The sequence below is a fragment of the Butyricimonas paravirosa genome, assembly GCF_032878955.1.
Taxonomy (GTDB): domain Bacteria; phylum Bacteroidota; class Bacteroidia; order Bacteroidales; family Marinifilaceae; genus Butyricimonas; species Butyricimonas paravirosa.
Genome location: NZ_CP043839.1, coordinates 1,523,530 through 1,545,631, shown reverse-complemented (window position 1 = coordinate 1,545,631; position 22,102 = coordinate 1,523,530). Strand labels below are relative to the sequence as shown.

Annotated in this window: 27 protein-coding genes; 18 read left to right on the top strand and 9 right to left on the bottom strand. The window is 51.6% G+C overall.

The window, feature by feature from the left end; translation table 11 throughout:
• Positions 1–8 precede the first annotated feature (8 nt).
• From F1644_RS06540 to F1644_RS06515, 6 genes are all read right to left on the bottom strand, one after another.
• Positions 9–2,525 carry a TraG family conjugative transposon ATPase gene (locus F1644_RS06540; RefSeq protein WP_168044341.1) on the bottom strand — a complete coding sequence of 839 codons (2,517 nt, stop codon included), beginning with the start codon at positions 2,523–2,525 and terminating at the stop codon, positions 9–11.
• The gene (locus tag F1644_RS06535) at positions 2,522–2,854 is read right to left on the bottom strand and encodes a DUF4133 domain-containing protein (RefSeq protein ID WP_005834165.1); all 333 of its coding nucleotides are present in this window, start codon (positions 2,852–2,854) and stop codon (positions 2,522–2,524) included. Before F1644_RS06535 ends, F1644_RS06540 begins: the two co-directional genes overlap by 4 nt.
• A gap of 1 nt (position 2,855) precedes the next feature.
• Positions 2,856–3,152 carry a DUF4134 domain-containing protein gene (locus tag F1644_RS06530; RefSeq protein ID WP_005834163.1) on the bottom strand — a complete coding sequence of 99 codons (297 nt, stop codon included), beginning with the start codon at positions 3,150–3,152 and terminating at the stop codon, positions 2,856–2,858.
• Between the two features lie 237 nt (positions 3,153–3,389).
• Positions 3,390–4,079, bottom strand: a complete 690-nt coding sequence (locus F1644_RS06525) for a DUF4122 family protein (protein ID WP_005834161.1) — start codon at positions 4,077–4,079, stop codon at positions 3,390–3,392.
• Positions 4,080–4,081: 2 nt separating this feature from the next.
• Positions 4,082–4,522 (bottom strand): DUF3408 domain-containing protein, encoded by a 441-nt coding sequence (locus F1644_RS06520; protein ID WP_005834159.1) that lies wholly within the window; start codon positions 4,520–4,522, stop codon positions 4,082–4,084.
• A 5-nt stretch (positions 4,523–4,527) separates the two neighbouring features.
• Positions 4,528–5,289 carry a ParA family protein gene (locus tag F1644_RS06515; protein WP_005834157.1) on the bottom strand — a complete coding sequence of 254 codons (762 nt, stop codon included), beginning with the start codon at positions 5,287–5,289 and terminating at the stop codon, positions 4,528–4,530.
• 140 nt (positions 5,290–5,429) lie between these two features.
• Between F1644_RS06515 and F1644_RS06510 the strand changes: the two genes are divergently transcribed.
• The 11 genes from F1644_RS06510 (at position 5,430) to F1644_RS06460 (ending at position 12,716) form a co-directional block, all read left to right on the top strand.
• A complete protein-coding gene (locus F1644_RS06510) occupies positions 5,430–5,630 on the top strand; it encodes a hypothetical protein (RefSeq protein ID WP_168044343.1) in 201 nt (66 codons plus the stop codon).
• Positions 5,631–5,943: 313 nt separating this feature from the next.
• Positions 5,944–6,393: a conjugal transfer protein MobA gene (mobA, locus tag F1644_RS06505; RefSeq protein ID WP_005834153.1), complete on the top strand. Its 450-nt coding sequence runs from the start codon at positions 5,944–5,946 to the stop codon at positions 6,391–6,393.
• 3 nt (positions 6,394–6,396) lie between these two features.
• Entirely contained in the window at positions 6,397–7,647 is a 1,251-nt protein-coding gene (mobB, locus tag F1644_RS06500; protein WP_028728912.1) for a conjugal transfer protein MobB, read from the top strand.
• A gap of 34 nt (positions 7,648–7,681) precedes the next feature.
• Positions 7,682–9,709: a conjugal transfer protein MobC gene (gene mobC / locus F1644_RS06495; RefSeq protein ID WP_005834149.1), complete on the top strand. Its 2,028-nt coding sequence runs from the start codon at positions 7,682–7,684 to the stop codon at positions 9,707–9,709.
• Between the two features lie 325 nt (positions 9,710–10,034).
• Positions 10,035–10,292: a hypothetical protein gene (locus tag F1644_RS06490; RefSeq protein ID WP_005834147.1), complete on the top strand. Its 258-nt coding sequence runs from the start codon at positions 10,035–10,037 to the stop codon at positions 10,290–10,292.
• Between the two features lie 16 nt (positions 10,293–10,308).
• Positions 10,309–10,566, top strand: a complete 258-nt coding sequence (locus F1644_RS06485) for a DUF6926 domain-containing protein (RefSeq protein ID WP_005834145.1) — start codon at positions 10,309–10,311, stop codon at positions 10,564–10,566.
• A 16-nt stretch (positions 10,567–10,582) separates the two neighbouring features.
• Complete coding sequence (locus F1644_RS06480; protein WP_005834143.1) at positions 10,583–10,861, top strand: hypothetical protein; 279 nt, start codon at positions 10,583–10,585, stop codon at positions 10,859–10,861.
• An 11-nt stretch (positions 10,862–10,872) separates the two neighbouring features.
• Entirely contained in the window at positions 10,873–11,067 is a 195-nt protein-coding gene (locus F1644_RS06475) for a hypothetical protein (RefSeq protein ID WP_005834141.1), read from the top strand.
• 19 nt (positions 11,068–11,086) lie between these two features.
• A complete protein-coding gene (locus F1644_RS06470) occupies positions 11,087–11,857 on the top strand; it encodes a DUF3560 domain-containing protein (protein ID WP_005834138.1) in 771 nt (256 codons plus the stop codon).
• A 99-nt stretch (positions 11,858–11,956) separates the two neighbouring features.
• Positions 11,957–12,385 (top strand): hypothetical protein, encoded by a 429-nt coding sequence (locus F1644_RS06465; RefSeq protein ID WP_225607944.1) that lies wholly within the window; start codon positions 11,957–11,959, stop codon positions 12,383–12,385.
• A gap of 40 nt (positions 12,386–12,425) precedes the next feature.
• Positions 12,426–12,716, top strand: a complete 291-nt coding sequence (locus tag F1644_RS06460) for a DUF4120 family protein (RefSeq protein WP_005834134.1) — start codon at positions 12,426–12,428, stop codon at positions 12,714–12,716.
• Between the two features lie 111 nt (positions 12,717–12,827).
• Here the strand turns inward: F1644_RS06460 and F1644_RS06455 are convergent, their stop codons facing one another.
• The 3 genes from F1644_RS06455 to F1644_RS06445 form a co-directional block, all read right to left on the bottom strand.
• A complete protein-coding gene (locus tag F1644_RS06455) occupies positions 12,828–13,901 on the bottom strand; it encodes a nucleotidyl transferase AbiEii/AbiGii toxin family protein (RefSeq protein ID WP_005834132.1) in 1,074 nt (357 codons plus the stop codon).
• The gene (locus tag F1644_RS06450) at positions 13,898–14,620 is read right to left on the bottom strand and encodes a type IV toxin-antitoxin system AbiEi family antitoxin domain-containing protein (protein WP_005834130.1); all 723 of its coding nucleotides are present in this window, start codon (positions 14,618–14,620) and stop codon (positions 13,898–13,900) included. Before F1644_RS06450 ends, F1644_RS06455 begins: the two co-directional genes overlap by 4 nt.
• Before the next feature lie 524 nt (positions 14,621–15,144).
• Positions 15,145–15,297, bottom strand: coding sequence for a hypothetical protein (locus F1644_RS06445; protein ID WP_168044345.1), 153 nt, complete (start codon positions 15,295–15,297; stop codon positions 15,145–15,147).
• Between the two features lie 105 nt (positions 15,298–15,402).
• On the opposite strand from F1644_RS06445, the gene F1644_RS06440 reads away from it, so the two are divergent.
• The 7 genes from F1644_RS06440 to F1644_RS06410 all read left to right on the top strand — a co-directional run bounded on the left by F1644_RS06440 (position 15,403) and on the right by F1644_RS06410 (position 22,102).
• Positions 15,403–17,175, top strand: coding sequence for a DUF3945 domain-containing protein (locus tag F1644_RS06440; protein WP_005834127.1), 1,773 nt, complete (start codon positions 15,403–15,405; stop codon positions 17,173–17,175).
• A 42-nt stretch (positions 17,176–17,217) separates the two neighbouring features.
• Entirely contained in the window at positions 17,218–17,478 is a 261-nt protein-coding gene (locus F1644_RS06435; protein ID WP_005834126.1) for a DUF4099 domain-containing protein, read from the top strand.
• Positions 17,479–17,540: 62 nt separating this feature from the next.
• Positions 17,541–19,688 (top strand): type IA DNA topoisomerase, encoded by a 2,148-nt coding sequence (locus tag F1644_RS06430; RefSeq protein ID WP_168044347.1) that lies wholly within the window; start codon positions 17,541–17,543, stop codon positions 19,686–19,688.
• A 274-nt stretch (positions 19,689–19,962) separates the two neighbouring features.
• A complete protein-coding gene (locus tag F1644_RS06425) occupies positions 19,963–20,190 on the top strand; it encodes a hypothetical protein (protein ID WP_005834122.1) in 228 nt (75 codons plus the stop codon).
• 11 nt (positions 20,191–20,201) lie between these two features.
• Positions 20,202–20,522, top strand: coding sequence for a hypothetical protein (locus F1644_RS06420; protein ID WP_028728124.1), 321 nt, complete (start codon positions 20,202–20,204; stop codon positions 20,520–20,522).
• Positions 20,523–20,862: 340 nt separating this feature from the next.
• Positions 20,863–21,114, top strand: coding sequence for a hypothetical protein (locus tag F1644_RS06415; protein WP_028728122.1), 252 nt, complete (start codon positions 20,863–20,865; stop codon positions 21,112–21,114).
• A gap of 31 nt (positions 21,115–21,145) precedes the next feature.
• Entirely contained in the window at positions 21,146–22,102 is a 957-nt protein-coding gene (locus F1644_RS06410) for a PRTRC system protein E (RefSeq protein WP_028728121.1), read from the top strand.

Sequence of the window (22,102 nt, the reverse complement as noted above, 5' to 3'; positions counted from 1 at the left end):
GTATTGCTTTAGTTGGTCAATGATGATTTTCCCTCCCGTTTGCTTGCCGCAAGCTGCCTGATGGCAAGCTCGATATTGCCCCCGAGTTTCTCGGTCAGGCGCATGAGTTCCAGCTTTTCCGTTTCTTCGGTGGTGTAGCAGTAATACTCGTCGAGCGATACTTCTGTGGCGTACACGGCAGACTGGGAGCTGCCAAGCCCTATCCAGACCTCTTTGTACCTGCGGGAAGGGTTGTTGGCCATATTGATGGAGAGGATTTGCGCACGTTCCTTGTCGGTCAGCCCCAGCAGGGACTGTATCGAATCGAACTTGTTGGCATATTTCCGCTGGTCCAGCAGAATCTTGCAGTCGCTGTTGTTAATGATCGTACCTTTCACGATGTCCGAGGAGATGATGTCCTCGACCTCCTGCGTGACGACCACGGCTTCGCCGAAAAACTTTCTGACCGTCTTAAAGAGGTATTTCAGATATTCCGCCATGCCCTCCTTGCTGATGGCCTTCCAAGCCTCTTCCAAAAGGATCATCTTACGGATACCTTTCAACCTGCGCATCTTGTTGATAAAGGTTTCCATGATGATGATGGTTACAATGGGGAATAAAACCTTGTTGTCCTTGATATTATCCAGTTCGAAGACGATGAACCGCTTGCCCAGCAAATCCAGTTGTTTGTCTGAGTTCAGCAGAAAATCATACTCCCCGCCGCGATAATAAGGTTCGAGGACATTCAGGAAATTGAAGACATCAAAATCCTTCTCCCTTGTCCGTTTCTCCTTCAGTATCTCCTGATACTCGTCCCGGATAAACTCATAGAAGGTATTGAACGAGGGAACCAGCCTGCCGTCCGTGCGTATCTTCTCCAGAAAGAGATTCACCGCGTTGGAGAGGGCGACTTCCTCGGCCCGTGTCGGCGGTTCGTCATCCCGTTTCCAAAGGGTGAGGATAAGCGTCTTGATGCTCTCCTTTTTCTCTATGTCGAAAACGCCGTCTTCCACATAGAAGGGATTGAAGGCAATCGGGTCGTTCTCCTCGTAGGTGAAGTAGATACCGTCCTCGCCACCGGTCTTGTTGTGAATCAGGTTGCAAAGCCCCTGGTAGGAGTTTCCGGTGTCTATCAGCAGGACGTGTGTTCCCTGCTCGTAGTATTGCCTAACCATGTGGTTGGTAAAGAACGACTTGCCGGAGCCGCTCGGCCCTAAAATAAATTTGTTGCGGTTGGTAATCACGCCTTTGCGCATCGGCAAATCCGAAATGTCGAGATGGACGGGTTTGCCAGTCAGACGATCCACCATGCGGATACCGAACGGGGAAAGCGAATCCCTGGAACAGCTCTCGCCGATGAAGAAACAGAGAGCCTGTTCGATGAAAGTGTAATAACTCTCCTCGAAAGGGAAATCCCCCGCGTTTCCGGGGATGGCCGCCCAGAACAAGGTCGGGGTATCGACGGTGTTATGGCGGGGCTTGCACTCCATCAGCGCAAGCTGGCTTCCCACATCGTTCTTGATCTGTTTGAGCCTGTTGCGGTCGTCACTCCATGCCAGCACGTTGCAATGCGCACGGATGGAGGTAAGTCCGAGGCTGTGCGCCTCATTGAGATATTCCTCAATCCATTCACGGTTGATCTGGTTGCTGCGGCTGTACCGTGACAGCGAGTGCATGTTGCGCGCCTGCTTCTCGAACTTCTTCAGGTTCTCGGCCGGGTCGTCGATAAAGAGATACTGGTTCACGATGTGGTTGCACGTGAGCAGTACCCCGATGGGAGCCGCGAACGAAAGACGGCAGTCGCTCCGGTCGGTGGACAGGCGTTCATAGCGCATGTCCGTCGCCACCTTGCCCGGCAAATCGTCCGTATCGGACAGGGTGTGCAGGCAGAGGCAGTTGTCGCCGACCTTCATCTCTGCGGCCCCGAGCGTGAGGTCCTGCAAGCAGGTCGTTTCCTCCTGCGAGAGCGAGAAATACTTCTCGATGATGCCCGCGCTGTTTTCCGTCCCGGTAATCTCGTCTTTCCGCATCCGCGTGATACGGACAAAGCCGCTGTCGTTGATGATGCGCTCGAACTGGTCGCAACTCTCCAGGAAACGTGTCACCGTATCCTTGTCCTGCATCTCCTTCGGAATGATGAAATTCCGAGTGAGTGCCGTGAAATTGCTTTGGGTACGGCTGCGTTCCTTCGTCGTCTTGGTCAGAAAGAGGTAGCTTGTGTGCCTCAAATACGGCCGCTCATTGAAATGCCTTTCAAAGGAACGGGAGAGGAAACTGAGGTCGTCCCTTTGGATGTCGGGCGTGTAGTTCTCCTCGATGAACCAGTCCTGCCGGTGCACGATGCTGTAATTCGGCAATACCTTTACCGCTTTCGCCCATGCCGAGTGGATGGCCTCGTATTCGTTCCGCGTCACCGTGAAGAGTTCGGGCAGTTCCACCTTATAGGCTACCGTAATATCCGCGTCCTTGCTGATGATGCAGTCGTGTTCCACCGCCAGAATCGGAAACTTGCTTTCCAGCGTGGCTGCTTTCATTACATTTCTCATACGCTTCGTGTGTTATGGTTACGGGAAAACAACCGGAAGAAAGCCCTCCGATTGATGATGTACCGGGGATGGCTGCCGCGGGCCTGCAACTTCATCAGGCCGTACTCTCCGAACCTGGCATTGAGGTGGAATGTGCCCCATACCAGCAGAAAGGCCGACAGGACACCGAATGCGATGCAGGTCCATTGTCCCACTCCGGCCATGTACATGACTACGAAAATCACGAACACGGCGAGCAGTCCGCCCGCAAAGACAAACAGGTACATACTCTTCAATCCTTTGAACTCAGGACTGCGGCCGATTCCCTTGTTGATAGAATACTCCGCCATATTACAGGAAGAATGAGCGTAAGATGGTCGCTGCCACAATCAGGAAAATACACGCCCCGAACCAGCTGGCCGCCGTCTTCGAGGTGTCGGGGTCGCCGGATGAGAATTTTGAATAGACCTTTACCCCTCCGATCAAGCCGACCACGGCCCCGATTGCATAAATCAGTTTGGTTGCGGGATCAAAATAGGAAGTGACCATGTTGGTCGCCTCGACGATACCGCCGACTCCGTTACCCTGGGCGAAAGCCCCCGTTGCCGCAAGCAGCATGGCTGCCGAAAAAATGACTCTCTTTTTCATTGTCGAAAACTTTAAATTGTGAGACAAAATTTGATTTCGACAGCGAATATATAGGCTTTAATTCGTTGATTTACAAAGCTGACGATGCGTTACACCGGATGTCGTCACGTTACATCGGAAGCTGATTTTGAGGATTAGAAAAAGAGAGGTGAAAGGCTGAAAATCCACCTGCCGACAAGGCAAAAGAAAAATGGCAGATGTTGCTCTGCCATTTTACCTGTATCCAATTGTTGCGTATCAGACATATTTATCCCAATCGAACTTTTCCTCCGATTCCGGCGGTGCTTCCTTTTTCCGTTGCGGCAAAGGCTCACCGTATTCGTCCAGACACTCCTTGAAAAGACTCTCCACCAGTTCGATGTTACTCACTTCGGTGGTGAAAAAATCGAATATCTCGGTCTGCCGGATGTCGTATATCGACTTGACGGTACGGATAACCTTTTCATCGTTCATATTGCGGTTTTCCTCCGTCAACACGCCGACGGCATTCATCATGTCCTCGTAGGTCATACCCGTGGAAAAGTCCTCGTCCACTTCCGATACATAATCCGACATCAGTTCCGCTTTCTCTTCTTCGGACAATCCGCCCGGAGGGTTACCGGTAAAAGTGGATTCCACATCATCCGCGGAAATATCCTCCTCTTCTTCCATCTCCTCCGCCGGAGGAAGCGGCTCGCTACGGGCCGGAACCTTGCAGTCGATTTCCGGATCTTCCAGATAGACGATATTCGTCTTGCCGATGACCTCGTTGTCATCAACCTTCGGAGCGGTGACCGGCTCAGCCGATTTCCCTTTCTTTTTGGGAAGGTATTTTACCATATCCTCCCACAAGCCGTATATCCGCTGCCTGAACAGAAAAATCCACAGGCGATAAAAGAGATACCCGCAGCATACCGTCTTGACACTGAAATAAAAATAGGTTTCCATGGTTACAACGGTTTAGAAAGTTCCCGACTGTACATTTCATTGATTTCTTCCCAATGCCGCTCTATGTGGTCACCCAGGATATTGCTGATGTAACTGGCGATGCTGACCTCCGGCGCGATAAGCGGCAGGAAGCGTTTGATTCGTTCGTATATATCCCGGTTGATATAGGTCTGCGAACGGTTCGGACTCGGCGTATTGACCAGAAAAAGCTCCCGGTAATCCGAACCGCTTTCCTTTTTTCGTCGGTTCCTGACTGACTTCGGTTGCTCCGAGATCTCTCTTTCCGCCGGAGCGTCAGAGATATTTTCCGGTTCGGCTGTCGCCGCTTTTTTCGGTGCAGGTTCCGTTTCCTTCCGTTCCGTATCCCTTCCATACAGGGGGATATCGCTCGTCATCATTCCTTTGAGGAGGTCTTCATCCACCTCGACTATTTTCTTTGCCATACGCGTTACAGTTTAAGTTTCTCTTTCAGTTCGTTTGCCAGCTCCACGAATCCGCTCCCTTTCAGCAATTTGGCCGGAGGCGGCAGCAGTGTACAGCGGAAATAACTCTTGCTGCTGACGGACAGCTCCTTATCGTAGCGGCACGTGTCGGGAACAGTGGTTTCCAACACTGTCAGCTTCAGTCGCTGCATCATCATCCGGTAGATGTCGAACACCTCGGTATTGGCCCTGCGTTCTATCTTGTTCCAGAAGAAAAGGATGTCCTTCAGCGGGATTTCAGGTCTGTCGCGAATATAGTCCAGCACGGTGGTGGAGAAAGAGAGGCTGCTCTGCATGACCATCTTGTCCGCCGTAATCGGGGTAATCACGTAATCCATATTGACAATGGTACGGAACACGCCCTGCGCGTCCACCGTACCCGGCAGATCGACCAGAACCAGGTCGATGGGATGTTCGCTGTTTTTCACCAGCTCATCGGCGGCTTCCCTCGCTTTCTCCGCCCTGACACCGATAATCGGATAGGCTTTCTTTTTGATGCGTTCCCACTGCGCCATCATCTGCTGCTTATAATGGTCGCTCCGGTCAATGGCCTTTTTGTCCCTCTCCCGCATACGTACGAGGCTGTGCTGCGGAGAGTCGCAGTCGATGACCGCCACATTCAGATTTTCCACGTAATGAAAATAACTGGCGAGCAGAATCGTGAAAGCCGATTTTCCGACGCCGCCTTTCTGGTTGCTGAGTGCAACAAATAATGTTTCCTTGTCCATAATCATTATTGTTTTAAGTTATTACTGGTTGTTTGCATCACTGTTTGCTTATATGGTTTACCGGCTGCATGAACGGTTGCGTGCATCACTGGCCGGTTGCATGTCCGGGTGGTTACACCCTTGAATGATTGCACGGTTACATGGTTGATTGCATGGTGGCATGGTGGCACGGTTATATGGTTGCAACCAATAATGCCCGGTTGTATGGTTGCCTTCATGCAACCGTCCGTGCAATCATGCCCCAAACCGTTGTTGTCCGGTGTGCTGCAACCGTTCATGCTGCAAATAAACGCCTTTATCGTCTATCCCGTGCGGAATCGGAGCCTGATGCCGATATATGACACCGTATGACATTCTGTTACACCGACTTAACTATTTATCACACAGATTCTTACCGGTAACTTTGCAACCGGTCCCGTCATGGTTTGCAGAGGCATCGGATGTACCCCGCGAAACCCGAAAGTTTCACCGGCCCCGATAATTTGACGAAAGGCAAATTCATGTTCAAGCGAACATAGCAAGTTGTGTTTTGGGCCGCCCGAAATAATTCGGGCATCCCAAAACAACTTGCCGCTCGCCTGACGGCTCGGGAGGGATTTCCTCCAAAGTCGGAAATCCTGACGGACAGACAGGAACAACAAAAAAACAAGTGATATGGCAACAGAAAACAACCCTAAAAAGAGAAGGACGGCAGGCAGAAAGCCCAAGAGTGATCCCGCCGTTTTCCGCTACGGCATCAAACTGAACTCGGAAGAGAACGGGAAATTCGAGCTTCTTTTCGAGCAGTCGGGATTTTCCCAACGGTCGAAATTCATCAAGTCCATGCTTTTCGGACGTGAAATCAAGGTGGTAAAAATCGACAAGGCAACGATGGATTACTACATCCGGCTGACCAATTTCTACCACCAGTTCCAGGCGATAGGCAACAATTACAACCAGACGGTAAAGGCTGTCAAGAGCAATTTCAGCGACAAGCGTGCGCTTGCCTTACTGTATAAATTGGAGAAAACCACGATGGAATTAGTGGTTCTCAGCAGGCAGATCATCGCGCTGACCCGGGAATACGAGGAGAAATACCTGAACCGTAACCGTCAATCCCTATAAGTTATGGTAGCGAAAATCAACCGCGGCGCATCGCTCTACGGGGCGATAGCCTACAACCAGCAGAAGGTCGGCGATTCCCATGCCCGCATCATTTCCGGCAACCGGATGATTGCCGACATCACGGACAGTCCCGAGCGTCTGATGCAACGGACGATGTGGGCGTTCGAGAGTTACCTGCTCGCCAACAGGAACACGGAGAAACCCATCCTGCACATCTCGCTCAACCCGTCTCCCGAAGACAAGCTGACGGACGCGCAATTTGCCAATCTGGCAAAGGAGTACATGGATAAAATGGGGTACGGCGACCAGCCGTACATTGTATATATGCACGAGGACATCGGCCGTCGGCATATCCACATCGTTTCCACCTGCGTGAACGAGAAAGGCGAAAAGATAGATGATGCCTACGAGTGGAACCGTTCGATGAAAGCCTGCCGGGAACTGGAACGGGAGTTCGGGTTAAAGCAACACGCGGACAAGAAGGATGAACAGCTCGGCATTTACCTGAAAAAAGCTGACTACACGCAAGGCGACCTGAAACGGCAGGTATCCAATATCCTCAAAAGCGTCTTCACGGCCTACTGTTTCCAGACATTCGGCGAGTACAGCGCCCTGCTTTCCTGTTTCAACATCGAAGCCAAACAGGTCAAGGGGGAACACGGGGGCGTTCCCTACACGGGCATTGTCTATGCCGTTACGGACGACAACGGCAAGGCGGTCAGCGCACCCATCAAGTCCTCGCTTATCGACAAACGTTTCGGGTATCAGGGGGTGGAGAAACGGCTCCGATACAACACCGGGGAGTTCAAGGCGAAGAAATGGCAACCGAAAATCCGGAACGATGTGGCACTTGCCATGCACGGCTGCATGGGCAGTAAGGAAGCGTTCACGGAGCTGTTGCGTGAACGGGGCATCGACACGGTTTTTAGAACCAACGATGAAGGCCGCATCTACGGGGTCACGTTTATCGACCATAACAACAAGGAGGTGTACAACGGTTCCCGGTTGGGAAAAGAATTTTCCGCCAACGTGTTCGAGAAACTATTCCGCTCTCCGGAAGATGCCGTCCTGCCGCAAGCCCCCTTGTTCGGCGAGGATATGCAGTCGCTCCGCTCCGGTGACATGGAGAGTTCCATCGAGCAGGTCTTCGGCATGTTTTCTTTCGATGCCAACGGTGCTGACGCGCAAGAGGAAGCCCTCGCGCGAATGCTGCAAAAGAAGAAAAAGAAAAAACGCCGTTCACGCGGCCTTTGAAACCCGATTATTCATTCAATTAAAATCTACGATTATGCAACAAGAAGACGACATTCGCGGATTGGCCAAGACAATGGAGTTCATGCGGGCCGTATCCATCCTGTTTTTAGTGATTCATGTGTACTGGTACTGTTATCAGGCATTTTCCGACATGGGTATCTCCATCGGAATTGTGGATAAGATCCTGCTGAACTTCCAACGGACTGCGGGACTGTTCAGGAGCCTTCTATTGACAAAGGTATTCGCGCTCATATTTCTCGCCCTTTCCTGTCTGGGCACGAAAGGGGTCAAGAACCGGGATATGACCTGGAATAAAATTTATGCCTTCTTTCTCGGCGGGCTGGTGCTGTTCTTCATGAACTGGTGGATGCTGGAACTGCCGGTATCTTCCATAGCCAAGGCCGGACTGTACACGGCAACGCTCACGACCGGATATATCCTGATGCTGATGGCCGGCGTGTGGGTAAGCCGTATGCTGAAAAACGACCTGATGGATGACGTGTTCAACATGGAGAATGAATCATTCATGCAGAACACCGTCCTGATGGAAAACGAATACTCGGTAAATCTGCCCACCAAGTTCGTGTACCAGAAGAAAGAATGGGACGGCTGGATCAATATCGTCAATCCTTTCAGGGCCACTATCGTGTTGGGCACTCCCGGATCGGGAAAGAGTTTCGCGGTGGTAAACAGCTATATCAAACAGCAGATATCCAAAGGGTTCGCTGTATATATCTATGACTACAAATTCGATGACCTCTCCATTATCGCCTACAACGAACTGCTCAAGAATCTCGACAAATACAAGGTGAAGCCCGAATTTTACGTCATCAATTTCGATGACCCGCGCCGCTCGCACCGTTGCAATCCCATCAACCCGAAATTCATGGCGGACATCTCGGACGCCTATGAAAGTGCCTATACCATCATGCTCAATTTGAACAAGACCTGGATACAGAAACAGGGTGATTTCTTCGTGGAGTCGCCGATTATCCTGCTTGCGGCAATTATCTGGTATTTGCGGATTTACAGGGGCGGGAAATACTGCACGTTCCCGCACGCCATCGAATTTCTGAACAAGCCCTACGCGGATATCTTCACGATTCTGACCTCTTATCCCGCTTTGGAAAATTATCTGAGCCCGTTTATGGATGCCTGGCAAGGGGGCGCGCAGGACCAGCTCCAAGGCCAGATCGCGAGCGCGAAAATCCCCCTTTCGAGGATGATTTCCCCGCAACTGTACTGGGTGATGACGGGCGATGATTTCACGCTTGACCTGAACAATCCCGAACACCCGAAAATCCTTTGCGTGGGGAATAATCCGGACAGGCAGAACATTTATTCCGCCGCGCTCGGACTGTACAACAGCAGAATCGTGAAACTGGTAAACAAGAAAGGACAGCTTAAATCCTCTATCATCATTGACGAACTTCCTACCATATATTTTCGGGGTATCGACAATCTGATCGCCACTGCCCGAAGCAACAAGGTGGCCGTCTGTCTCGGTTTTCAGGATTTCAGTCAGTTAGCAAGGGATTACGGGGACAAGGAGGCGAAAGTGATCCAAAATACGGTGGGCAATATTTTCAGCGGGCAGGTCGTGGGAGAAACGGCCAAGAATCTCTCGGAACGTTTCGGTAAAATCCTGCAACAACGGCAGTCGCTCTCCATCAACCGGCAAGATACCTCGACTTCCATCAACACGCAGATGGATTCGCTTATTCCTGCATCCAAAATCGCCAATCTCTCGCAAGGTACGTTCGTGGGCAGCGTGGCGGATAATTTCGGGGAGGAAATCGAACAGAAGATTTTCCATGCCCGCATTATCGTGGATACCGAGAAAGTGGCGGCAGAAACCAAGGCTTACAAAAAGATACCCGTCATCAACGAGTTCAAGGACAGCGAGGGCAACGACATCATGCAGCAACAGATAGAACGGAACTACACGCGTATCAAGGCGGACGTGGTGCAGATTATCGAGGATGAGATGGAGCGTATAGCCAATGATCCGAACCTCAGGCACCTGCTTCCGCAGGAGGACGGAAAGCAAGAGAAGCAGTAACTGTCATACCTATATATTATATCATCGTGGCGGAATGTGTCGGACGGCATGTTCCGCTTTTCTTTTTTTATGCTTTCATCACAAGCACTTCTAAAAAACAAATGCACTATTTCTTTTCTACCTGCAAAGGTAGTCCTGCGCCCCGACGGATAGTGCAAGGCCGGGGCCCCGTTGGGGTTTGCTGAAAAAATCATCCTCGCCGTTCCGGCTCCGGTATTTTTTCGCAAAGCCTTGCACTATCCGGGCACAGGACGGTCAGGCAGGTAAGAAAAGGAAATAGTGGCTCCCCGGAGCCTCAGATGTTTAACTCAAAAAGAATGCAGTTATGAGCAGAAGCAACTTCACACCGATGAAAAGATTCCACGAGATTCTCAACCGTTACGGTCTGAAACTGATGGAAGTCGGAACCAATCACCTGAGAGTATTCTTCGGAAACCGGAAACTGTTCGACTATTATCCGCTCCGAATGAAAGTTTTCGATTACCGTCAGTGGCAGCAACTGACCTACCCGTCGATGACAGACGGAACAGGAAAATGGGAAACGGAACTGGACGGCATTATCCGTGAACTGATGGTTCAATGATATAAAAACAGATGCCATGAGTGAGGACCGCAGAGAAACAATCGTATGGGACAACATTCCCGAATGGGCGCTCTACGCGCTGGAATACGGTATGGATGAAGACCTTTTCATCACCGACGAAGACCGGGAAATGGTAACCGGGTTCATCACCGAAAATTTCCCCAAAGGTTATGTCATGTCGGTGGATTGGGAATCGTACAGCGAGTTCGACCGCTATCCGGCATTCGGCAAGCCCTGCAAGACCTACAAGGTCACTTTTGTAATGGAACCATAACAGAAAATGAAACGGTATGGCAGAGAAAAGACAGCTGACGAGAGTGGTATTCAGAAGGTTCAAAGAGGGAGAGATAATCGCCCTCTTTCCATATATGCCGTGGAATGCGCATGGAAATGCCGTCACATCCTATATGCACACGGGACAGCATGCCGCGGCGGATTATGCCGGCGTGATTGCCGTAACAAGACCCGCCACCGCGGAAGAATACAGGGAACTGCTGGCTGAACTGACATCGGTCGGGTATGATAACCTGCATATCCTGAGACGGGCAAAACCCAAGTTTAACCCATAAATTAAAAGACGATGGAAAGTCATGTAAAAATCAAAGCATCACAGAAGGAAATGGAGTATCTCTTTGAAAATGACGAGTTCATTTCCGTGAGATTGTATGAACGGACAGATGCCGGTTTGTACAAGTGTATCCTCCGGCACAAGGAATTGGAGAAGCCCTTGAAAGGAATATTTACCATCAAAAGAATCAAGGAATTACTTTATTGACAACTTAAAACAAAAAGCGATGAACAGAGAAGAAAGACAACAGGCAAGAACGGACAGATACCGTGAGCTTGCAGACAATGCGAGAAAGCAATCCGAACAATGTTTCAGGCAGTCCGAATCCATGGCAAGCGTAATCCCGATGGGACAGCCCGTGCATGGGAAAGCGGACAGGAACTATCGGGAGAAAATCTGGAACAAGATGGGGCAAAGCGTGAAGGCTTCCGAGAAAGCGGATTATTATGAGCGGAAAGCGGAAGCGGCGGAGAACAACAACGCCATCTATCTGGATGACGACAATGCCGTGGAAAAGCTGGAGCAGAAGCTGGCCGAACTGGTCAAGGCGCAAGAAGACATGAAAGCGGCAAACAAAGTGGTCAAGAACAAGAAACTGACCGAAGAGGAGAAAAAGGTCCGGCTGATGGAATTGGGATACTCGGAAAAAAGTGCCGTCGAACTGCTCACCCCGTGTTACGGGCACATCGGTTTTCCGTCATTCTCACTTTCCAACAACAACGCCAACATCAACCGTATCAAGAAGAGGCTGGAACTGGCGAAACGGATGAAAGGCACACCGGAAAAGGAATACACGATTAACGGTGTGCGGGTGGTGGAAAATTATCCGGAAAACCGCCTTCAGGTATTTTTCGATGATATCCCCGCCAAGGAGATCCGGGATTCTCTCAAACAGCACGGGTTCCGCTGGTCGCGTCACAACAGTTGCTGGCAGTCGTACATGAACCGCCGGAACATCGACTTCATTAAAGAACTGCTTGAAGAAACGGAAGCGTAGACATCGTATGAATGAATCAATCTCCCGGCTTGCGACTTGCGGACGTAAATGCTCCTCCCGGTCTGCAAGCCGGATTTTATGATCTGAAAATGAAATGACATGAATGTAATCTGTACAAAATGCGGCGGCACGAAAGTAAGTTGTGAAGCCATGATTGACCCCAACACAAAGGAGTTCCACAATTATACCGACGAGTCATTCCAATACGGCTGGTGCGGGAAGTGCGGTCACGGAACCGTGTTGACCGACACGGACGAGGTAAAGGAGGATATCGACCGGATATATCAACGGTACGTGGAAGAAAAGAAAGAGGAACCCGAATACGCCGTTTGCGTTGTCGTGTGGAAAGACGACAATAACAGCGAACATGTAAAAATCCGGCTCTCTTCAGACTGCAATCCCGATGAAGAGGATGATATTTTCTTCTACTGCGACGGCCTCTCCGGTCTCAAATCATTGTGCGAATTTGGCGGCGAGGACTTCATCGTAACGGAAATCCATGACTTAGATAAATGCTGTAACGGCTAAATCCCACACAATCGTCAAACCCATTAAACAATATTGCAATATGAAAATTCTATGTCAGGAACACTACGACAAGGTAGTGAAATATGCAAAGGAAATCGGCGACACATCGCTGGATAATTGCCTGAAAAGGTTGGAACAGTGGGAGAACAATCCCAACTGCCCGTGTGAAATAGAACTTTACCGGGATTTCGCTCCCCACTCGTTCGGGTTCAGGGAATGCTATCCGGACGGAAAGACAGGTATCGTCGGGGGATTAATCTATCACGGCAATCCCGACCGGTCGTATTCCGTTCTGTTGGAACCGTTTCATGGATGGAGCATCCACACCTGATACTCATTAAAATACCTGTTTATAGAAAAAGCCGGTTCAAGTCCGTATGCAATTTGAACCGGCTTCTCTTGTATTGTGTTAATCCGCCACCGCAAGTTTGGGTATTCCTTTTCAAGATTCCAGCAACTCACTCGTTTTAGCCCAATAGTAGTAGGCTTCCGGCAAATTGGATTTCAGCTTGTTCAACTTGTTTGTCAATGAAGTCCGGATAACCAAATCTTTTATATCGTTCGGATTTTCCGGGTACGGTTCCACTTGTGTAACGCCTTTTTCAATCAGCGTGGCCAGGTAAGCCGCCCGTGCTGCATCAATAATGGCGTTGTCTATCAGATAACGTTGTTTGTACATGAACGACTTGACACGGATGATACCGTCCTGCATCAGATTGAAATCTCCTTCTCCTGCTTTGCCCCGTGTGGATATGCAAAGAGCCGTCTGGCGAATATCGTTGAACACCAGTCCTGCATCAGTCCCTAAAGAACGGTATGAAAGTTCCACCGCTGCAATCTTACGGAACGCCTGTGAGGTGATCTGCAAATCCGATACATTCTCGAACAGCCTGCCCACGTCATAGAGCTGTTTGGCAATCTCCATCGAGCAGGACTTGCCGTTTTTATAATAAGGTATTCCGGTCGTGTTGGGAGCGAAAGCCGTCAGCTTGTCCCCGAGAATATCTTCCGCGGAAGGAACCGTTACCATTAGCGGCTCTCCCTCCAAACGGATGAACGGGCTGTCTATGGCTATCTGCCGGGTCCGTAAATAATGAACATCTTCGTACAATACGTCCAGCAAGATGTAGGATTGCGCGTCCGTATCATTCCGGTAGGCTATCTGGTAGAAAAACTTGGAATGGCTTTTAGGGATGTTGGCGTCATTCCTTTGCTTGCGCTCTACAAGTTCCAGATCGGTAAAACCGAAATCGGCAAACGCTTTCAGGTAATCCTCGATATTTGTCCCCGGAGGACAAATCACATCAATGTCGATGGACAGACGATGGGCCGACTTTCCGAGTATGAGCATCAGTGCCGTTCCGCCCTTGAAAACCAAAGGACAGCCGGCCCCGACCAACATTTCAAGCAGCGACAATGCGCGGATTACTTTTTCTATCAGGTTCTTGTCATTGTAATGCAATGCGGATGAGACCTGCCCGATCCATTCTGTCGTGAAACATTCTTTCTTTATCATTGTATATTCAAATTATTCAGGATGGACGATAATTCTTCCTTCACCTTCCGTCTGCCGGCATACCTGAAAAGCCGGCTTCGGTTAACGGCATAAAGGTTAAAGGCATTTTCTATGATATGTTCGCTTTCACTGCCTTGCAGATAGAAAAAGTCGGAGTCCCTCAATATATCGACCAGCAATTTTTCCAATGTAGGCATCGGTACATCGGACACTTTCTGCAAGGGTGCTTCCGAAACCAGATTTTTGACAAAGAACGCCCTGCGGTCCATATCCACGTAACGGTATATCATTTCCTTGTCCGGTCGAAGGTAAGCCTCCCGGCCTTCGTTTTTCAGAAAATTGAAAACGGTTTCCGCCGAATCCCTTTCCGTTTCCACGTAGATTACACTGTTGGAAGAAAGATGATGTTGTAACGGTGCGATGATTTCACCTTGATAGACACAAAACCTGGCAAACGGGAAATTGGCTTGCAGCAGTTCATATACCTTTTTCACTTCATCTGTCGGTTTCGGAGAAAAGGATTGCTTCACCACTTTGCCATACATGCCGCGTCCGATTCTGACGAGTGCGTTATCATCTACAAGTTTGAACAGATACCATGACAAGGAAGACCTGTTGATGCCGGTTCTCTCGTGAAGATAGGCAAACAAGTCCTCTATGCTGAAATCATGGTGCATTTCGGCATAATCGAGTATGGCTGTTGTCGTTTCGTTACTCATCTTGAATCTGTTTTCTCTGCAAAGTTAGCAAAATTTCGGCACTAATTCAAAATAGTGCCAATAATTTGTATTTCCAATACCACGTCTCAACAATCAGTCCAATCGAAATCCCATTATTCACAAAATTTCGGCACTAAACCGGAATAGTGCCGATAATTTGCAGACTTCATCCATCCTTGCGCCACAGGCATCATGGTACGCTCCGCCGGCCAAGTCCTTTTTGAAGGTAACTCGGAAGTCCGAACCGTGTCGCGTTCAAGCCCTGCGGGTTTTAGGCAAAAAATTCCCTGCGGTAATTTTTCCGCCTAAAAAACGCGCAGGTTCAGCCTTTCCGAGTTGGGGAAAGGCCTGGGACTTAGCAGGCGAAGCCGAACGATGACGCATAATACGGACAAGGACGGGAAAGCCGTATTCCGTCCGCTCCCCGAAAAATCCCGGGTCTTTCCCGATATTATCACGCTCCCACAAAAGTCTGTTTCCTGTTTTCATCCTCCCGAAGAAGGCGGGGACAAAAGCGGCTCGCCTCACTCTTCTGCATAATACTGTTTCTTTGCTTGCGGGCGTCCTGCCCCTTGCGTTCCCTTTGCACCCCTTGTCGTGTCCGCCGCTCTTTTTTCGTGCCTTTCCGGCTTTTTCTCCACTACGGTTTCCCCTTTTGCGGTGTAACGTGATGTCATCCGATGAAACAAATCGACAACTATTTGTATATCAATATTTTGAATAGATTAAGCCTATATATTTGCATCGACAAACGATTTTATTAACGCTTAAAACATCCGTTTATGGCAGCAGAAAACATCAGGGGCGACACCCCGAAGCAAAGCCCTCCGGTCGTTGAGAACGAGCAGTTCAGCGACATCATCCTCATTCTTGACAAAATGGAACTGCTCCTGCAAGCAGTCACCAAACTCGACAAGAACGGCAGGTATGAATCCGTACCCGCCAAAGAGGAAAACCGCAACTCGTTCCTCAAACTCGACCGTTACGCGAACATGTTCGAGAGTTTCGTCAAGAACCTCTGGAGCCAGCTGAAAGACCCGACCCGGTTCGGCATCCTCTCCGTCAAGGAGCAGGCGCTCGATGACCCGAAAGTCAGACAGGCCATCGAAGACCTCGCCGCAGGAAAGAAGACCGACGCGGTGGAGGAGTTCCTCGCGAAGTACGACATCACGCCGAAAGGCAAAGAACAGAGTATCAACAATCAAAATGACAAAGAAATGGCAAAGCAAGAACAAACCACCCAGGCGCAGACCGCACAGGACGGCCAGCCCAAGTACCGGTTCAACGAATCGATGATCGACTGGGAACAGCTCAAGCACTTCGGGCTGTCCCGTGAATACCTTCAGGAGCGCGGGCTTTTGGACTCGATGCTCAAAGGCTACAAGACCAACCAGGTCGTGCCCATTACCATGAACTTCGGCTCCGCCGTACTCCGCACGGATGCCCGTCTCTCTTTCCAGCAATCCCCGCAAGGCCCCGTGGTGCTGGGCATACACGGCATACGCCAGCAGCCCGACCTCGAAAGGCCGTTCTTCGGGCATATCTTCTCCGAAGAGGACAAGAAAAACCTGCGTGAAAGCGGCAACATGGGACGTGTGGTGAACCTCAGGGTACGTAATGAGGAGGTGCCCTCGTTCCTCAGCATCGACAGGCTGACCAACGAGATCGTGGCCATGAAGGCGGAAAATGCCTATATCCCCGAGAAAATCAGCGGCGTGACGCTGACCGACCAGGAAAAGGCCGAGCTTCGTGAAGGCAAGGCCATCTACGTGGAGGGCATGACATCGAAAGCCGGTAATTCGTTCGATGCCTACCTCCAGTTCAACGCCGACCGCAAGGGACTCGAATACATCTTCCCGAACGACAGGATTTTCAACCGTCAGGAACTCGGCGGCGTGGCACTTTCCCCAAAACAGGTCGAGGCGCTGAACGCCGGCAAGGCGATTTTCGTGGAGGACATGAAGCGCAGGGACGGCGAGGTTTTTTCCGCTTTCGTCAAGCTCGACGAGGCCAGCGGCCGTCCCGCGTACACGAGATATAACCCCGACTCCCCGGAGGGAGCAAGGGAAATCTATATCCCGAAGGAACTCAACGGGGTCAAGCTGACACCGGAGGATAAAAAGGAACTGAGCGAAGGCAAGGCTATCTTCATTAAGGATATGATCAGCCGCAGAGGTGAGGTCTTTTCCTCGTTCGTCAGGCTCAACATGGAAACGGGCAACCCGCAGTATTCCAAGACTCCCGACGGTTTTGACCAGCGTGAGGAGTTCAAGATTCCGGCAGAAATATGGGGCGTTGTCCTGACGGCCAAACAGCGGGGACAGCTCCAGGACGGCAAGGCCGTGCTCGTGGAGGGCATGACGGGGTACGACGGCAAGAAGTTTTCGCAGTATGTCAAGGCCGACTTCAACAGCGGTAAGCTGAACTACTACAACGGAAATCCCGACCGTGACCGCAGCGCGACGCAACGCAACGTGGTAGCCGAGGCCAACAAGAACAAACAGGCAGAGAGCCAGGGCAACAAACGCTCTTCCAGACGAAGCGTAAGCCAATAAGGCCGGATAAAGCAGTATAAACCGATTAAAATTTTCACGAAGATGAAAGAAAACAAGAACAACACGCCTTTCAAGGCGGAAGACGTGAACTGGGAAGAGCTCGCCGCCATCGGCATCCTGAAGGACGAACTGGAAATGGCGGGGGAACTTGACACCCTCCTCAGAGGCGAGAGAACGAACGTGATAGCCCTCAGCCTGGTATTGCTCGGTGTGGATGTCGTTATGGACGCCACCCTTCAGCTGGTGCGGAAGAACGACACCCCGTTACTGGAAATCAACGGTATCAGACCCATCGGACAATAGTATTCAACCTGCCGTTTCCCTGAGCTTAAGCGTTTCGGGGAACGGCTTAATCTTTTTCACTTATGATAGCAATTATAGCAGAAAAACCGAGTGTAGGCCGGGAGATAGCACGAATCGCGGGCGCGACGGAAGCGAAAGACGGGTATATGGAAGGTAACGGCTACTCGGTCACATGGGCGCTGGGACATCTGGTACAGCTCGCCCTTCCGGGCACATACGGTTACACGCGTACATCGGGCGACAACCTGCCCCTCTTGCCCGACCCGTTCCAGCTCGTCATCCGGCAGCGCAAGACCGACCGCGGTATGGCTACCGACCCGGTGGCCGCCAAACAGCTCCGCACCATCGATTCCGTGTTCAGCAGGTGCAGCGCCATTATTGTGGCGACGGATGCGGGTCGCGAAGGCGAACTTATATTCAGGTACATCTATTCCTACCTGGGGTACACGAAACCTTTCCGCAGGCTCTGGATCTCCTCGCTCACGGACGAAGCCATCCGCAAAGGGCTCTCCGAACTGAAAGAGGGAACGGAATACGACAGCCTCTACCATGCCGCCGACTGCCGGGCAAAGGCGGACTGGCTGGTGGGCATCAACGCGAGCCAGGCCCTTGCGATAGCCTCCGGCACGTTCAACCAGTCGCTCGGACGGGTGCAGACCCCGACACTCGCCATGATTTGCGCCCGTTTCAAGGAAAACCGGGAGTTCGTGCCGACCGATTACTGGCAACTCTCCGTGACCCTCAAAAAAGGGGACGATTTCAGGCAGTTCCGCCATGTGGAGAATATCCCGGAGAAAACGGAGGCCGACAGGCTCTACGACCGGATCACCATCGATTCGATGGCGGCGATTACGAAAACGGAGCGCAAACGGGGTTTCCAGGCTCCTCCATTGCTGTATGACCTGACGGCACTCCAAAAGGACTGCAACGTGCATCTCGACCTTTCGGCGGAAAAGACGCTTGCTGTCGCCCAGTCCCTCTACGAGAAGAAACTCATCTCGTATCCCCGTACCGGAAGCCGCTACATCCCGGACGACGTGATGCGGCAGGTTCCCGATTTGCTCCGCGGGGTCATCGGCATGAAAGAGTTCCGGGAATACGGCGGCACATTGGATTGGGACAATCTTTCCACCCGTAGCGTCAACGCGGGGAAAGTGACCGACCACCACGCGCTGATCGTCACCGGTGTACAGCCGGTCATGGAAACGCTTACTGAGCAGGAGCAGGCCGTTTACCGGATGATTGCCGGGCGTATGCTCGAAGCATTCTCGCCCGTATGCGAAAAAGAGACACTGGTCATCGAGGCTGCGGTGGACGGGCTGACGTTCCGTTCCCACTCCGTTTCCGTGGTCAAACCGGGCTGGAGAGCCGTATTCAACCGTTCGGAAGACAAGGAGAACGACGAAGAGACGGAAAACAAAGGCACGGCCCGATTCGACGAATCGGAAACCGTCCCCGTGTCGGGGCGCAGTCTTGCAAAGAAAAAGACCATGCCCAAGCCGCTATACACGGAGGCCACCCTGCTCGCGGCCATGGAGAGTTGCGGCAAGGAGCTGGCAGACGAGGAGGCGCGCGAGGCGATGAAGGAGCTGGGCATCGGAACTCCGGCGACCCGTGCGGCCGTCATCGCCACCCTTTTCAAGCGGGAATACGTCGAACGTTCCGGGAAAGCACTCGTGCCGACCGACAAGGGAATGGCCGTCTATGAAGCCGTCAGAAAAATGCGCGTGGCGGACGTGGAACTGACCGGCAGTTGGGAAAAGACGCTCATGCAGATCGAGCGGCACAAGCTCTCCCCGGAAACCTTCATGCGCTCCATCAGCGTCTATGCCCGCCAGGTCACCGAAGAGGTACTTTCCATCCGTTTCCCCGAAACGGCAAGCGGCGGCATCGTATGCCCCAAGTGCGGAAAAGGGAAAATCATCCTCCGGCAGAAACTTGCCAAATGCAACAACGAGGGGTGCGGACTGCTCGTTTTCAGACGCTTTCTGAACAAGGAGCTGACCGACCAGCATCTCGCGCAGCTCTTTTCTTCGGGAACCACCAAGCTCATCAAGGGCTTCAAGGGCAAGAAAGGGACGGCGTTCGACGCTGCCCTGGCATTCGACAAGGAGTATAACGTTACGCTCTCGTTCCCCAAACCGCAGGCAAGGAACGCCCCGAAACAGTCGGGACGGAAGAACACGGGCAGGAAGTCCACGGGACATTGACGGACCATACAACCGGTAAGATATAGCGTGGAGCCGTTACACGCTATTCTTGTAGAAGACGAAAGACGGAGAAAGGCATCCCGCCGTTCCGATTCTTGGCAAATGTAGCTCCGTGCCCTTTTCCGCAGCGCAAGGTCGGGGCCTTTCAGGTTTCGGCAAAAATCATCCTCGCTCCGCTCCGGTATTTTTTCCGAAAACCTTGCGTGCGGGGGCGCTCCGCTGTCTTGCCCCCGAATCGGAAACGACGGGATGTTTCACATAAATAAGGAATACAATGAAGACAACGACCGCATCAAAAAGGAAGAAACGGATATGGAGAATTATCCTCATACTGCTCACGGCACTTGGTTTCAGCTATCTCTACACGCGGGGAGTATCTCCCGTGTGGGCGGCTGTCGCCATCGTCTTTTGCAGGGGATTCTTCCGGTTCCTCTACGCGATAGCCTGCCTCCTGGTAACACTGGCCATCATCGCCGCCATACTGAGTTTTCTAATCTTCTAATTATATAATGTATGGAAATAAAAGCAATCACTTTGCCCGAAAGCCGTGACAAGGATGCCTGTTACGACTTCTTTTTTCGCGTCTACCGCTGGTGGTACAACCATAACAACGATGAAGCCCTGTCGGAAGAACTGTTCCGGGAACGTTACGGCAGACGCATGGGAAGCCACTATCACGAGAAATGGAAATCCTATGACCGGAATATCTGGCGGATGGTCGGGTATTTCGGGAACGACCGTAAGAACGGCGCATTGTTCATGGATATGGTCATGGCCAGGGTGACGCAGTACGAGAACCGCATCAAAGAAGAAAGTTATGAACAGGTCGTGTGAATACAAACCGTGCATGATTCATCCGTTCAGGGGAGCTGCCTTTTCAGGGCGGCTCTTTTTGCTTTGGGAGGATAAGGACAACCGGCACCGGGAGAATCCCGAAAGGAAAAAGGGAACACATCAGCCCTTGGCAACCCGCATTGAACTAACGGGCAAAGGTAGCGACCGCTTCTGTACGGCAGGCAAGGTCGGACCTTTCAGGTTTCGGCAAAAATCATCCTCGCTTCGCTCCGGTATTTTTCCCGAAAACCTTGCCTTGCCGGAAGCGGCCGCTGTACCGCCCTTATAGTTCAAAGGGGCTGCCAAAGCCCCGAGTATCCACAATTTAATAAATGAAAATATGGAACAACAAGCAATGACAACTCAGACAAGGCCGATGATGCCCCTGACAGTGGGAATGCCGGCAAGTATCCGGATCAGGAAAAACACGCCTCCGACCGCACCCGCTGTACCCGAAATGCCGGAAATCAAACTTCCGCCCCGTGGAACGACCGGACCGGTGCATATATCAAAACTGCTCGAACCCTTGCAGCAGATCATACGCCACCCGGACAGGAACCGGCTGTTGGCGGAATTTTTCAAGGACGCATAAAATCAATGTCTAACATTTAATACTTCAAGTTATGTTTTTTACTCAAATCAATCAATTGATGGCCCAGAGCGTGGATATCACGATGGTCATCCGCAAGTCAGCCACCGGCATGACGGTATCCGTATTGCCGAAGTCGAACGGTCTCAAGGACGAGGCCCAGAACCACATCGTCCCGCTTACGCTGTCGGGACTGCCCGAAGAACTTGATGCGGGATTCATGAACGCGATTGCCAATCCTGTACGGAAGGTTTCCGGACTCCTGACCAACATGGCGGAGTTCGAGAAGCAGGCGGACAAGGCTGCGGCAAACAGCAAGGCCTCGAAGGAAGAGAAAGCCAAGGAGACGAAGGAAGAGAAAGATAAGCGTGAGAAATACGAGAAGCACATGAAGAAGGCGGAGGAACTGATTGCCGCGAAGAACCACAAGGAGGCCATCACCGCGCTGGGACAAGCCCGGTTATACGCCACCGAGCAGAACCGGAAGACGGTGGACGAGAAAATCGAGGAGCAGAAAAGGGCGATGAATCAGGGCAGCCTGTTCGACCTCATGGAGCAGGCCGAGCAACAGCCTCCGCAACAGGAAGTCCAGTATGTAGCGGAACAGAAACCGGTGGCCCAGCAGCCGGTCGGACAGATGCCTCCACAGCAACCCCGACAGTATGTACAACAGCCTCCACAGCAACCTGCACCGCAGCCGATGCAGGGACAGCAACCGGCGTATCACCGGCCGGCACAACCGCAGATGCCGCCGCAACAGCCGTACCCGTATCCGCAGCAGGGAGCCTATCCCCAGGACGGACAAGGCGGACAGCAGCCGCATTACGGGGAGCAAATGCCGCCTTATTACACTGAACGGCAGGCGTCGTACCAGCACCAGCAATATCCGCCACAGGATGAACCGACTTACCGGCCGGAGGATTACGAGGAATACCTGGACTTCCCGGCAGACATGATTCAGACACCCCATTACCAACATCAAACAGCATAA